Source organism: Rhizobium sp. SJZ105 (assembly GCF_007828365.1).
GTDB lineage: Bacteria > Pseudomonadota > Alphaproteobacteria > Rhizobiales > Rhizobiaceae > Agrobacterium > Agrobacterium tumefaciens.
In genome coordinates, this window is the sequence record NZ_VIUP01000004.1 from 114,759 (window position 1) to 126,649 (window position 11,891).

The 11,891-nt window shown below is 57.9% G+C and carries 12 protein-coding genes and 1 pseudogene; 8 read left to right on the forward strand and 5 right to left on the reverse strand.

Annotation, left to right across the window (positions count from 1 at the left end):
* The first annotated feature begins 23 nt into the window (after positions 1-23).
* The 7 genes and pseudogenes from FB593_RS15470 to FB593_RS15500 all read left to right on the forward strand — a co-directional run bounded on the left by FB593_RS15470 (position 24) and on the right by FB593_RS15500 (position 6,503).
* Positions 24-608 (forward strand): nicotinate-nucleotide adenylyltransferase, encoded by a 585-nt coding sequence (locus FB593_RS15470; RefSeq protein WP_075807713.1) that lies wholly within the window; start codon positions 24-26, stop codon positions 606-608.
* Positions 609-702: 94 nt separating this feature from the next.
* Positions 703-1,147 (forward strand): annotated as a pseudogene (gene rsfS, locus FB593_RS15475) (ribosome silencing factor).
* A gap of 158 nt (positions 1,148-1,305) precedes the next feature.
* Positions 1,306-1,788 carry a 23S rRNA (pseudouridine(1915)-N(3))-methyltransferase RlmH gene (gene rlmH, locus FB593_RS15480; protein ID WP_003516464.1) on the forward strand — a complete coding sequence of 161 codons (483 nt, stop codon included), beginning with the start codon at positions 1,306-1,308 and terminating at the stop codon, positions 1,786-1,788.
* Between the two features lie 159 nt (positions 1,789-1,947).
* Complete coding sequence (locus tag FB593_RS15485) at positions 1,948-3,354, forward strand: murein hydrolase activator EnvC family protein (protein ID WP_065660031.1); 1,407 nt, start codon at positions 1,948-1,950, stop codon at positions 3,352-3,354.
* Positions 3,344-4,669, forward strand: coding sequence for a S41 family peptidase (locus tag FB593_RS15490; RefSeq protein ID WP_003516467.1), 1,326 nt, complete (start codon positions 3,344-3,346; stop codon positions 4,667-4,669). The genes FB593_RS15485 and FB593_RS15490 overlap by 11 nt, the downstream gene beginning before the upstream one ends.
* 63 nt (positions 4,670-4,732) lie before the next feature.
* The gene (locus FB593_RS15495; protein WP_025594653.1) at positions 4,733-5,932 is read left to right on the forward strand and encodes a divergent polysaccharide deacetylase family protein; all 1,200 of its coding nucleotides are present in this window, start codon (positions 4,733-4,735) and stop codon (positions 5,930-5,932) included.
* Between the two features lie 58 nt (positions 5,933-5,990).
* On the forward strand, positions 5,991-6,503 hold the full coding sequence (locus tag FB593_RS15500) for an RNA pyrophosphohydrolase (RefSeq protein WP_013636972.1): 513 nt from the start codon (positions 5,991-5,993) through the stop codon (positions 6,501-6,503).
* 48 nt (positions 6,504-6,551) lie between these two features.
* Here the strand turns inward: FB593_RS15500 and bfr are convergent, their stop codons facing one another.
* From bfr to FB593_RS15520, 4 genes are all read right to left on the reverse strand, one after another.
* Complete coding sequence (gene bfr / locus FB593_RS15505; RefSeq protein ID WP_003516472.1) at positions 6,552-7,037, reverse strand: bacterioferritin; 486 nt, start codon at positions 7,035-7,037, stop codon at positions 6,552-6,554.
* Positions 7,003-7,314, reverse strand: a complete 312-nt coding sequence (locus FB593_RS15510) for a bacterioferritin-associated ferredoxin (RefSeq protein ID WP_013636971.1) — start codon at positions 7,312-7,314, stop codon at positions 7,003-7,005. The genes bfr and FB593_RS15510 overlap by 35 nt, the downstream gene beginning before the upstream one ends.
* Before the next feature lie 262 nt (positions 7,315-7,576).
* Positions 7,577-8,302, reverse strand: a complete 726-nt coding sequence (gene phbB / locus FB593_RS15515; protein WP_003516474.1) for an acetoacetyl-CoA reductase — start codon at positions 8,300-8,302, stop codon at positions 7,577-7,579.
* A 127-nt stretch (positions 8,303-8,429) separates the two neighbouring features.
* On the reverse strand, positions 8,430-9,608 hold the full coding sequence (locus tag FB593_RS15520; RefSeq protein ID WP_113473333.1) for an acetyl-CoA C-acetyltransferase: 1,179 nt from the start codon (positions 9,606-9,608) through the stop codon (positions 8,430-8,432).
* A 241-nt stretch (positions 9,609-9,849) separates the two neighbouring features.
* Between FB593_RS15520 and phaR the strand changes: the two genes are divergently transcribed.
* Complete coding sequence (gene phaR / locus FB593_RS15525) at positions 9,850-10,425, forward strand: polyhydroxyalkanoate synthesis repressor PhaR (protein WP_003516476.1); 576 nt, start codon at positions 9,850-9,852, stop codon at positions 10,423-10,425.
* Positions 10,426-10,476: 51 nt separating this feature from the next.
* Here phaR and FB593_RS15530 read toward each other — a convergent pair whose 3' ends face one another.
* Entirely contained in the window at positions 10,477-11,853 is a 1,377-nt protein-coding gene (locus tag FB593_RS15530) for an MFS transporter (RefSeq protein ID WP_113473332.1), read from the reverse strand.
* Positions 11,854-11,891: the final 38 nt, after the last annotated feature.

The following is an 11,891-nucleotide window of genomic DNA, read 5'->3' on the forward strand; positions in this document are numbered from 1 at the left end:
GCCTCGACAGACGTTATCTCACCATGCCGCATGCGGAGCGCGGCATGGTCGTCGGGCTGTTTGGCGGCTCCTTCAATCCGCCGCATGCCGGCCATGCCCTTGTTGCCGAAATAGCGCTTCGCAGGCTGGGTCTAGACCAGCTCTGGTGGATGGTGACGCCAGGCAATCCGCTGAAAAGCCGCTCGGAGCTGGCATCTCTGGAGGATCGTATCGCCGCCTGCGAAAGGCTGGTCAGCGATCCCCGCATCAAGGTGACGGCTTTTGAAAAATCGCTGGGGATCAGCTACACGGCCAATACGCTTGCCAAGGTGAAAGCAAAAAATCCGCATGTTCGCTTCATCTGGATCATGGGAGCCGACAATCTGAAAAGCTTCCATCGCTGGCAACAATGGCGAAGGATCGCCGAGACCTTTCCGATTGCGGTGATCGACCGGCCGGGTTCCACCCTCTCCTACCTCTCCTCCACCATGGCGCAGGCCTATAGCCAGGCGCGGATCGATGAGGATGATGCGGGTGTTTTGTGGAAAAAAAAGGCGCCTGCCTGGGTCTTTATCCATGGTCCGCGTTCGACGCTCAGTTCGACGGCGCTCCGCAATAATCACAAATGATGTATGCGACAGCCGTTGAAGGCTCCATATCTTGAAAAGTTAATGCTTTGGTGCCACCTTAATCTGGTGACGCACAGATTCGCGTCGCCAGTGCCTGTTTTGTCATTCTTGGAAAGGGAAAACCTCTGACAACAGTACACGCCAAGGGAAGAGCATTTGTTGCTATCCCGAAGGGTCAGGACAGTGGCGCCGATGCCGCCGACCACGCCCTCGAAACCGTCCTCGCGAGCCTCGAGGACTCCAAGGCTGAAGATATCGTATCTCTCGACATTGCCGGAAAATCGGCGCTTGCGGACTACATGGTGGTGGTCTCCGGGCGATCGAACAGGCATGTCTCGGCGATCTGCGAGCATCTTCTCAAGGATATGAAGGATGAAGGGTTTGGAAGCGCCCGCGTCGAAGGTCTCGAGACCGGAGATTGGGTGCTGATCGATACCGGCGATATCATCGTTCATGTGTTCCGTCCGGAAATCCGTGTCTTCTACAACATTGAAAAAATGTGGGCGACGCCGGAAATGCCGGAAGACACGCTGCATTGATGCGGTGAGCCTTTGACGTCGCACATCGGGCCTCCCGAATATCATTTTTGATTTCGGGTCGATGTGTGTGGTCGGAAAGCAAGCCGGCCGCATAGGAATCCGTAGGCTATGCTGTTAAGAGCGTGACCCTGTTGGGTCACGATGGATGCAGGTTTGCGATGCGGATTTCGATTTTTGCGGTGGGACGGCTGAAATCCGGCCCGGAAAAGGATCTTGCGACCCGTTATATCGAACGCCTTGCCAAGACCGGCCCGGCGATCGGGCTGGAGTTTTCGCGCGTGATTGAGGTCGCGGAAAGCCGGGCATCGAACGCGGAGACGCGCAAGCGCGAAGAAGCGGCGATGCTGGAAAAACATCTGGCTGATGGTACCGTGCTCGTGCTGCTGGACGAGCGCGGCAAGGCGCTGGATAGTCCGGCCTTTGCCTCATTTTTTGGCGATCTGCGTGATAGCGGCAAGCGCGACCTCGTGATCGCGATTGGTGGCGCCGACGGGCTAGATCCTGCACTTTACGACAGAGCGGCGGCCGTTCTTAATCTCGGCAAGCTCACATGGCCGCACCAGATCGTTCGTATTCTGATCGCCGAACAGCTTTACCGCGCCGTCACCATCCTCTCCGGTCATCCCTATCATCGCGTTTGAGCGTGATCTTCATGTGGAAAATTGTCTCAATTTCAACATGAAGCTTCGCGAGACGGAAAGGCGTGAAGGCTTTGAAGCCAGCCTGTTTCTGGCCTCTTGGAAGATTGGGGCAAAATCCCTAATATCGGCGCTCCTGCTTCGGCATCAAAGAAAGTTCAAATGGACAAGAGGTCTCAACGAAAACGCCACGCTGCCCTTGCGGGCGCGGTTTTCGCTGTCCTTGTCCTGGGGATTTCCCCCGTTGAACGCGCCTTTTCGCGCGATGATGCGGGTGCTGCGCCTGCTGGTGAGGGTGATTCGTCGCCGGAGGCGCTTCAGACGCTGGAAAAGCGCCGTGATCAGAACCGCCAGGATTTGGAAGAGCTGGTCGACAGCATCGGACTTTCGGAAGACAAGACCCGAAATCTCGAGGAAAGCATTGCTTCCCTTAATCAGGATAGCGCCCGTATCCGCGACGAGCTGATAGCGTCGGCTGCGCGCCGCAAGGCACTGGAAACCAAGATCAGCGATGGCGAGGATCGTCTGGCCAAGCTTTCGGTCCGCGAAGATGGCGTCAAGGCATCCCTGCGCGAGAGGCGTGGCGTGCTGGCGGAGGTTCTGGCGGCGCTGCAGCGTATGGGCAGAAACCCTCCCCCCGCCCTTCTCGTTTCGCCTGATGATGCGCTGGCCTCGGTGCGCAGCGCCATTCTTCTCGGCGCCGTCGTGCCCGGCATTCGCGGTGAGACCGACAAGCTGGTTTCTGCTCTCAAAGAATTGACCGACGTCAGGCAGGCAATCGCTCGCGAAAAGGACGATCTTACGGGTATGATGACGGCAAGTCTGGAAGAGGAAAAACGCCTCGACCTGCTGCTTGCTGAAAACGACCGCAGAAATTCGCAGACCGCCGCGGCGCTGGAGGCGGAACGCAAGCGATCCGAGGAGCTTGCAAGCAAGGCGACCAGCCTCGAGGGTCTGGTCGGTTCGCTTGAAAGTGAGATCAGTTCGGTGCGGGAAGCCATGGAAAGGGCGCGTGCGGAAGAGCAGCGCGTGGCCCGTCTTTCCGAAGCGGAACGTGAGAAGGAGCGTGCCGCAGCCGAGGCGGGAATGCCCGATAAAAACCGTATTGCGCCCGCATATCCCTTCGCGAGTTTGAAGGCAAAGCTGGACCTGCCGGTGGCTGGAGATGTGTTGCGCCGGTTCGGCGATGCGGATGGTACGGGCCACTTTTCCAAGGGAATTGTCGTCGCGACCGGACCTGAGGCCATCGTGACGGCACCCGCAGACGGCTTTGTTGTATTTGCCGGAGATTTTCGCAGTTACGGCCGAATGATCATCCTCAATACGGGTGACGGATACCATGTGGTCATGACGGGAATGGACAATGTGAGGACACGACAGGGAATGTTTGTGTTCTCCGGAGAGCCAATCGCCTCCATGGGTGCAAAAAGAGTAGCGAGTGCAGCAGCATTGGCGCTGGAAACCGACCGGCCAACGCTCTACATTGAGTTCAGGAAAGATGGTGTGCCGGTTGATTCCCAACCTTGGTGGACCGCAAAAAATACCGGAAGGGCGCACAATGATTCGTAAGGTTTCGCTTCTCCTTATCGGTGGGCTTATGGGCGCCACGGCGATGAGTGTGATTTATTCGGCGAGCATGCCGGCACAGGCGGCCGGGCCTTCGACCTATAAGGAACTGTCAATCTTTGGCGACGTGTTCGAACGTGTGCGTGCGCAATATGTGACGCCGCCGGATGACGAGAAGCTGGTCGAAAATGCCATCAACGGCATGCTCAGCTCGCTTGATCCGCATTCGAGCTTCATGAATGCCAAGGACGCCAACGACATGCGCACCCAGACCAAGGGTGAGTTCGGCGGTCTCGGCATCGAAGTGACCATGGAAAATGAACTGGTCAAAGTCATCTCGCCGATGGACGACACGCCGGCTTCGCGCGCAGGCATTCTTGCCGGCGACTATATTTCGGAAATCGACGGTACGCCGGTTCGCGGTCTGAAGCTGGAGCAGGCGGTCGAGAAGATGCGCGGCGCGGTCAAGACGCCGATCAAGCTGACGATCATCCGCCAGGGCGCCGACAAACCGCTCGAATTCACCGTCATGCGTGATGTCATTGCCGTACGCGCGGTTAAGTCCCGTGTCGAGGGCGATGTCGGTTATCTCCGCGTCATCTCATTTACCGAGAAGACCTATGACGATCTCGAAAAGGCGATCAAGAAGATCAAGACGGATGTGCCGGCTGACAAGCTGAAGGGCTACGTGCTCGATCTGCGTCTCAACCCCGGTGGTCTGCTCGATCAGGCGATCAATGTTTCCGACGCCTTCCTCCAGCGTGGCGAAGTCGTTTCGACCCGTGGCCGTAACCCGGACGAGACCCGTCGCTTCAATGCAACGGCTGGCGATCTGACCGATGGCAAGCCGGTTATCGTGCTCATCAACGGTGGCTCTGCTTCGGCGTCTGAAATCGTCGCCGGTGCGCTGCAGGATCTGCGTCGCGCGACTGTGGTCGGCACGCGCTCCTTCGGCAAGGGTTCGGTCCAGACGATCATCCCGCTCGGCGAGGCCGGCGCGCTGCGTCTGACCACGGCGCTTTATTACACGCCGTCTGGCAAATCGATCCAGGGCACGGGCATTACGCCTGATATCAAGGTCGAACAGCCGCTGCCGCCGGAATTGCAGGGTCGTGTCACGACCGAAGGTGAATCCAGCCTGACCGGCCATATAAAGGGCCAGAGCGAAACTGACGAAGGTTCAGGTTCTTCCGCTTACGTTCCGCCGGAAGCCAAGGACGATATCCAGCTGAATTATGCGCTGGACCTGTTGCGCGGTGCCAAGACCGATCCGTCGTTCCCGCCGAACCCGGACAAGGCTGTGGTCAACAAGCAGTAAGATGGATGCGCCGGCCAGCCGGCGCATTTTCTCGATTGCCTAACCGTTTGGACGGATCGTTCATTGCCTTCTGACCTGCGAAAACCGCTTCTGGGTCGACAGAAAAAAAGCGCCGGTATCAACCGGCGCTTTTCCGTCATTATGGTTCTGTCCGCGCTTGCAGTTCTGACGATCGGCGGGCTTTCCGTCTATACGGCCCTGTCGCCCGGCAATCTGCAGAAGACGGCTTCCGGGCCGGACACCCAGCCCCAGCTCCCCGAAGATGCTCCGAAAACAGCAGCAGCCGATGTGGCGGATCCCAACGACACGGCTGGTCTGAAGCCGGAAAGCGGCCGCTCCGGCGCCAATATAAATCGGGCGACGATGCCGGATGGCAATGTGGTATCGGTCTATTCTCCTCGCCCCCGTGACAGCGACGGACCGGTGCTGATGAGCGGCCAGACCTACGGTCAGGATCCGCGCATGGCCACGCGGCCGAATGATGCATTGCTGGAAGAAACCGCATTCGGCAGATTGCCGGTCGTCGGTGCCGATGGTTTGCGGCCGATGGAGCAATATGCCCGGCCATGGTCCGGCGCACGCGGCACCCGGGTGGCGATCGTGGTCGGTGGTCTCGGCCTCAGCCAGACGGGTTCGCAAAAGGCGATCCGGGAACTGCCGCCGGAGGTGACGCTCGGTTTTGCTGCAAGCGGCAACAGCCTGCAGCGCTGGATGCAGGAAGCGCGCCGTGAGGGGCATGAAATCCTTCTCCAGATACCGCTGGAGCCCTTCGGGTATCCCGGCACCAATCCCGGCCCGGACACGCTGCTGGCGGGCGATCCCGCGAAGGTCAATATCGACCGGCTGCATCGCTCCATGGCGAAAATTACCAATTATACTGGCATCATGAATTATCTCGGCGGGCGTTTCCTTTCCGAGCAGGCGGCGCTGGAGCCGGTCATGCGCGATATCGGCAAGCGCGGGCTGCTTTTTCTGGACGATGCCTCTTCGGCGCAGTCGCTGAGCGGCGGGATTGCCAAAGCCATTTCCGCGCCGCAGGGCTTTGCCGATGTTCTGCTTGACGGTGAGGTCACCGAAGCCACTATCCTGCGCAAGCTGGACGAATTGGAGCGGATCGCGCGACGTAACGGTCAGGCGATCGGCGTTGCCTCGGCTTTTGACGAAAGCATCGCTGCAATCTCGAAGTGGTCGCGGGAGGCGGGCGGCCGCGGTATCGAGATCGTTGGTGTTTCTGCGCTTGTTTCGCAGCAGGCGGGGCAGTAAACCTTCTGCGCGGCCATTCCTTAGCGCCTTTTCGGCGCGCAGACAGTGCGGGTTTCCAATGACAATCAAAGCAGAAGATTTGCCTTACCGTCCCTGTGCGGGGATTATGGTTCTGAACGCCGAAGGCCTTGTCTGGGCCGGCCGGCGCATCAGGGAAGGCAATTCGGAATATGACGGTTCACCGCAATTGTGGCAGATGCCGCAGGGCGGCATCGATGACGGTGAACGGCCTTTGACGGCCGCCATTCGCGAACTTTACGAAGAGACGGGGATGAAAACGGTGACGTTGCTGGCGGAAGCGAGCGACTGGATCCATTATGATCTGCCGCCCGAACTGATCGGCATCGGCCTGAGAGGCAAGTATCGCGGGCAGGCGCAACGCTGGTTTGCCTTCCGTTTCGATGGCGACGAAAGCGAAATCCAGATCGACCCACCTCCAACAGGGCATACGGCTGAATTCGACGCCTGGGACTGGAAGCCGATGGAAAGCCTGCCAGAGCTCATCGTGCCCTTCAAGCGCGCGGTCTACGAGAAAGTGGTTGCGGAATTCCGGCACCTTGCCGGCAAGTAATAAAAAAGGCGGCCACTGGCCGCCTTTTCTTTGGTCGATTGCGAAAGCTTATTCTGCTTCGTTGGCGGAATCGGCGTTGAGTTGGCCGTATTTTTCCGCACCGATCTTGCCGAGCAGTTCGAGCTGGGTCTCAAGGAAGTCGATGTGACCTTCCTCGTCGATCAGCAGTGCTTCGAAGAGCTTCATCGAGACATAGTCTCCGGCCTCGGAACAGATGTCGCGCGATTTCTTGTAGGACGTCCGTGCGTCATATTCGCCCGCCAGATCGGCTTCGAGCACTTCCTTGACGTTCTGACCGATGCGCAGGGGAGCCAGGGTCTGGAGGTTGGGATGACCTTCCAGGAAAATGATACGATCGATGATCTTGTCGGCGTGCTGCATCTCTTCGATGGATTCCGCACGCTCCTTCTTTGCAAGCTTGGTGTAGCCCCAGTCATTCAGAAGTCGGTAGTGAAGCCAATACTGGTTTACCGCACCGAGTTCTAGAAAAAGGGCTTCGTTAAGCCGCTCGATGACTCTTGTGTCGCCTTTCAATGTCCGCTCTCCTGTTCTCTTCATGGAATCGCTTCAAGCGGGACATAAAATCAAAAACATCTGCTTCCGTCGAGTGGCGACGGGCGTGATATTCTTCGGTTGTCTGTATGATCAGGTCGACGACAGTCGGGAAACAGCCGCAGCAGCGGCCACGTTTTTCCATGGCATGATACACTTTTGCCGGAACGATAAGCTGCCAACAGTCCTCATCAAGGAGCTCGTTAATGACGTCCCGGATATCGTGGTCGGTGATGTAATTGCAGCTGCAAACCAGCATGATCGACTGCCTGTATGACGCAACACGTTGTTTTCGTTCTTAAACCAAAACAGGACACCCACTGTCAAGAAAAACCTCCGAGGATATCCGAAAGTGAACTCTGGATTCATTCTAAACTATACGAAAACTGTCGTATTTTCATTAGTTTAGCAGTTCCTATATTGCGGTATTTTTCGATCAAGTTTTTGTGCGTGGCGATATTACCAGGGCGGATATCACGAAAAGTTTACCTGCTTCCTTCCCGTTAGAAGGGGTCCCGATCTCAGGCGAAATATTGCCCGCCATTTGCGGTCATCGTGGAGCCGGTTATGAAACCAGCCTCGTCCGACACGAGAAACAGAACGCAGCGCGCGATTTCTTCCGGTTCGCCCAGGCGCCCGACCGGGATTTGCGGCACGATCCGCTCGGCCAGCACTTTCTCCGGTATAGCCCTCACCATCTCCGTGCCGATGTAACCGGGGCAGATGGCGTTGACGGTAATGTTGCGGCTTGCGCCTTCCTGGGCGAGCGCCTTGGTGAAGCCGATATCGCCAGCCTTTGAGGCGGAATAGTTGACTTGGCCAGCCTGGCCCTTCTGGCCATTGATGGAGGAAATATTGACGATGCGACCGAAGCCGCGGTCGCGCATACCCGACCAGACGGGATGCGTCATGTTGAAGACGCCGGTGAGGTTGGTGTCGATCACCTCGCGCCATTGCTGCGGTGTCATCTTGTGAAACATCGCATCGCGGGTGATGCCGGCATTGTTGACGAGAACCTCGACGGGGCCGAAGGCCTCTTCCACCTGGGCTATGCCTTTCACGCAGGCATCATAGTCTCGCACGTCCCATTGAAACGCGGGGATGCCGGTTTCTTTCTGGAAGGCCTCTGCCCTATCGGTCGTGAAGGCGTAGTTGACGGCCACCTGGTAGCCGGCTGCCTGCAAGGCGCGGGCTATTGCTGCGCCTATGCCGCTTGTCCCGCCCGAAATCAACGCAACCCGGCTCATATGGCCTCCATTTCCTGAACTGTTTTAGCCGTGCTCAAGGGCCACAGAAATGCGGCCAATGGGAGACCGCTTCTACCCTATTGGCCGCTTAACCGGAATTGCTTTTTGGAAAGCCGCACGGCGGTTTTCAGAGCGCCTCGATGCACATGGCAACACCCATGCCGCCGCCGATGCAGAGCGTTACGAGCCCCTTCGATACGTTGCGGCGGCGCATCTCGAAAATCAGCGTGTTCAGCACACGGGCGCCGGATGCGCCAATCGGATGGCCGATGGCAATCGCACCGCCATTGACGTTGACGATATCAGGATCAAGACCAAGCTCACGCACGACAGCGCAGGACTGGGCGGCAAAGGCTTCGTTGGCCTCAACGAGGCCGATATCGCCGATCGACCAGCCTGCCTTGGCCAGCGCCTTGCGTGAGGCGGGGATGGGGCCGGTTCCCATGATCTGCGGATCGACACCCGCCGTCGCCCAGGAGGCGATGCGCGCCAGCGGTTTGATACCGCGCTTTGCCGCTTCCTGTTCCGACATCAGAAGTGTGGCAGCCGCGCCATCATTGAGGCCGGAGGCGTTGCCGGCCGTTACCGTGCCCTCCTTGTCGAAGGCGGGGCGCAGCTTTGCCATGGTTTCCAGCGAGACGCCGGTACGGATATGTTCGTCAGCATCGATGATAATATCTGCCTTGCGGCCCTTGACCGAGAAAGCCACGATCTCATCTGCAAAACGGCCGGCGCTCTGCGCGGCTTCGGCCTTGTTTTGCGATGCGACAGCGAACTGGTCCTGTTCATCACGGGAAAGCTGCCATTGCCGGGCGATGTTCTCGGCGGTTATGCCCATGTGGTAGCCGTAAAAGGCATCCGTCAGGCCGTCTTTCAGCATGGTGTCGATCATCTTGAAATCGCCCATCTTCACGCCGCCACGCAAATGGGCGCAATGGGGCGCCATGGACATGGATTCCTGCCCGCCGGCAATGATGATGGCCGCGTCGCCGGTAACGATCTGCTGCATGCCGAGTGCGACGGCGCGCAGGCCGGAACCGCATAGCTGATTGATGCCGAAGGCGGTTGCCTCCTGCGGAATGCCGGCTTTCATCGCCGCCTGGCGCGCCGGGTTCTGCCCTTCGCCTGCCGTCAACACCTGACCGAGGATGACCTCATCGATTTCACGGGCTGCGACACCGGCGCGCTCCAAGACGGCGTTGATGACGGTTGCCCCAAGCTCGTGGGCGGGCGTATTGGCAAAGCCACCATTGAAAGAACCGACGGCAGTGCGCGCAGCGCTGGCAATCACGATTGAAGGCGTCATCTGTTTCTCCTCACTTGCGGGCGGAGACTGGCAAAGCTTTGAATACAAGTCAAATGCCGAAAGTTGCTTTAAAAGATGTTGCTAAATCAAGCCGGAATCTTGCGGAAAATTGCTGCGCAAAAAACAAACTGTTGCGATGCACAAAACATTTGTCACGAGGCTTGTTTTGCGCATACACTTCGCGCGGGAAGAGCAATAACACCAAAAAACAAGAAAATACCATCATCGCGAGGAGGCGGGCATGGCAAAACACGACGGCGAAACAATCATTAAAAAATATGCCAACCGGCGGCTCTACAACACCGGAACCAGCACCTATGTGACGCTGGATGATCTGGCGCAGATGGTTAAACGCGGCGAGGACTTCAAGGTTCAGGACGCCAAATCATCCGAAGACATCACTCATGCGGTTCTGACGCAGATCATTGTTGAACAGGAAGCCAAAACCGGCAATACGCTTTTGCCAACGGCGTTTCTGCGGCAATTGATCTCCTACTACGGTGACCAGATGCAGATGGTCGTTCCGACATTTCTCGAACATTCGATGAAAACCTTCTCCGATCAGCAGAGCCAGATGCAGGAGCATATGGCCAAGGCGTTCGGTGACGGGTCGCTTGCCCGGAATTTCCAAGCTCCATTGCAAATGATGGAAGAGCAGATCCGCCGCAATACGGAACTGTTCCGGCAGGCAATGCAGGGGTTCACACCTTTTGCAATGCCGCAGGCGCCCAAGGAAACGCGCAAGCCGAATGCATCCGAAATAGATGAGCTGAAGTCGCAGCTGCGCGCATTGCAGCAAAAACTCGATCAGCTCTGAAGGAGGCTGGAGCATTTCGGGTGAGACCCCTCAAATGCTCTCTCCGGTTCTTCAGTTTGCTGCCCGTTCCGGGACGCGCAACAACAGAACAAACCCCAACCCCAGAAACACGATGAGGGTGGCCATGCCGATGTGTGCGGAGCCACTGAGGTAGGTTGCTATTGAAAAGGACAGCGTCGCCATGAAACTGGTGGCGCGGCCCGATAGCGCATAGATGCCGAAATAGCGTCCCGCCTCGGCAATGGTGATGTTGCGCGCCAGATAGGAACGCGACGAGGCCTGAACGGGACCGAAGGCGAGGCCAATCAATATGCCATAGAGCAGATAGGCCTTTTCAGCGCCGGTTGCGAAGATGCCGCCATTGTCCGCTGTCGGCAATTGGATCCAGCCAAACAGTGTCGAGCCCTTTTCTGTCGAGACGATGCCGACCGTCGCGATGAGCAGAAGAACCAGGCTGATGAGGATGGTGATCCGCGAGCCAAGTTTCTGATCGACGCGCCCGGCCGCAAAGCAGCCCACGATGGCGACAACGTTGAGCAGGATGCCGAAGAGGCCGATTTCCATCGTCGCCCAACCGAACATTCCCGCCGCAAATACGCCACCCAGAATGAGCACGCCGTTGACGCCGTCCTGATAAAGCATACGTGCAATCAGGAACCGCAACAGGACGGGTCTGTCTCGAAGTTCGCGCAGGGTTGTCTTGAGCTCCGCAAGACCAGAGCGGATCGCCGCTCCGAAGGGTAGGCCCCTGTCCGCATCCGGGGTCAGCAGAAACATCGGCAGAATGAAGAGCAAATACCAGATTGCAGCTATCGGGCCGGTTATTCTGGCGTCCTCGCCGGTTGCGGGATCGAGACCGAAAAGCGGCTTGATACCGGCGATAGTCAGCCCTGTCTGTGGATTTGCGGCCAGAAGCGTCACCACGGCAATCAGCACCACCATGCCGCCGAGATAACCGAGCCCCCAGGCGAGATTGGAAATGCGTCCGACATTCTGCGGATTGGTCAGTCGCGGCATCATGGAATCGTTGAAGACGATCGAAAACTCCGCCGCGATGGATGCGAATATCATGCAGACGATGGGCAGGATGATCGGCGAACCCGGTGCTGCAAACCAGAGGAATAAAAGACTGACGATCTTGATGGCGGCAAAAAAGGCGATCCACGGTTTGCGCGCGCCGGACTGGTCGGCAATGGAGCCGAGGATGGGCGAGAAGAGGGCGATGATGATCGAGGAGACCGTCGCCATATTGCTCCATGTCGCCTGCGCCGAAATAGGATCATCGGTGAGGCGGGCGACAAAGTAGGGTCCGAAAACGAAGGTCGTAACGATCGTGAAAAAGGGCTGTGCCGCCCAATCGAACATGACCCAGCCCCAGATGCCGCGTTTGGCAACCACTGTTTCCGCATTTGGGGAGGGGACAGTCATTCATCGTCCTATCGGATATGGGGGATAAAATGCGTGAT

What these genes read in the sequence shown, in the direction of transcription:
- FB593_RS15470 (WP_075807713.1), top strand. Translation starts at nt 24, where the DNA reads ATGCCGCATGCGGAGCGCGGCATGGTCGTCGGGCTGTTTGGCGGCTCC.
- rlmH (WP_003516464.1), top strand. Translation starts at nt 1,306, where the DNA reads ATGCGGATTTCGATTTTTGCGGTGGGACGGCTGAAATCCGGCCCGGAA.
- FB593_RS15485 (WP_065660031.1), top strand. Translation starts at nt 1,948, where the DNA reads ATGGACAAGAGGTCTCAACGAAAACGCCACGCTGCCCTTGCGGGCGCG.
- FB593_RS15490 (WP_003516467.1), top strand. Translation starts at nt 3,344, where the DNA reads ATGATTCGTAAGGTTTCGCTTCTCCTTATCGGTGGGCTTATGGGCGCC.
- FB593_RS15500 (WP_013636972.1), top strand. Translation starts at nt 5,991, where the DNA reads ATGACAATCAAAGCAGAAGATTTGCCTTACCGTCCCTGTGCGGGGATT.
- FB593_RS15510 (WP_013636971.1), bottom strand. Translation starts at nt 7,314, where the DNA reads ATGCTGGTTTGCAGCTGCAATTACATCACCGACCACGATATCCGGGAC.
- phbB (WP_003516474.1), bottom strand. Translation starts at nt 8,302, where the DNA reads ATGAGCCGGGTTGCGTTGATTTCGGGCGGGACAAGCGGCATAGGCGCA.
- FB593_RS15520 (WP_113473333.1), bottom strand. Translation starts at nt 9,608, where the DNA reads ATGACGCCTTCAATCGTGATTGCCAGCGCTGCGCGCACTGCCGTCGGT.
- phaR (WP_003516476.1), top strand. Translation starts at nt 9,850, where the DNA reads ATGGCAAAACACGACGGCGAAACAATCATTAAAAAATATGCCAACCGG.
- FB593_RS15530 (WP_113473332.1), bottom strand. Translation starts at nt 11,853, where the DNA reads ATGACTGTCCCCTCCCCAAATGCGGAAACAGTGGTTGCCAAACGCGGC.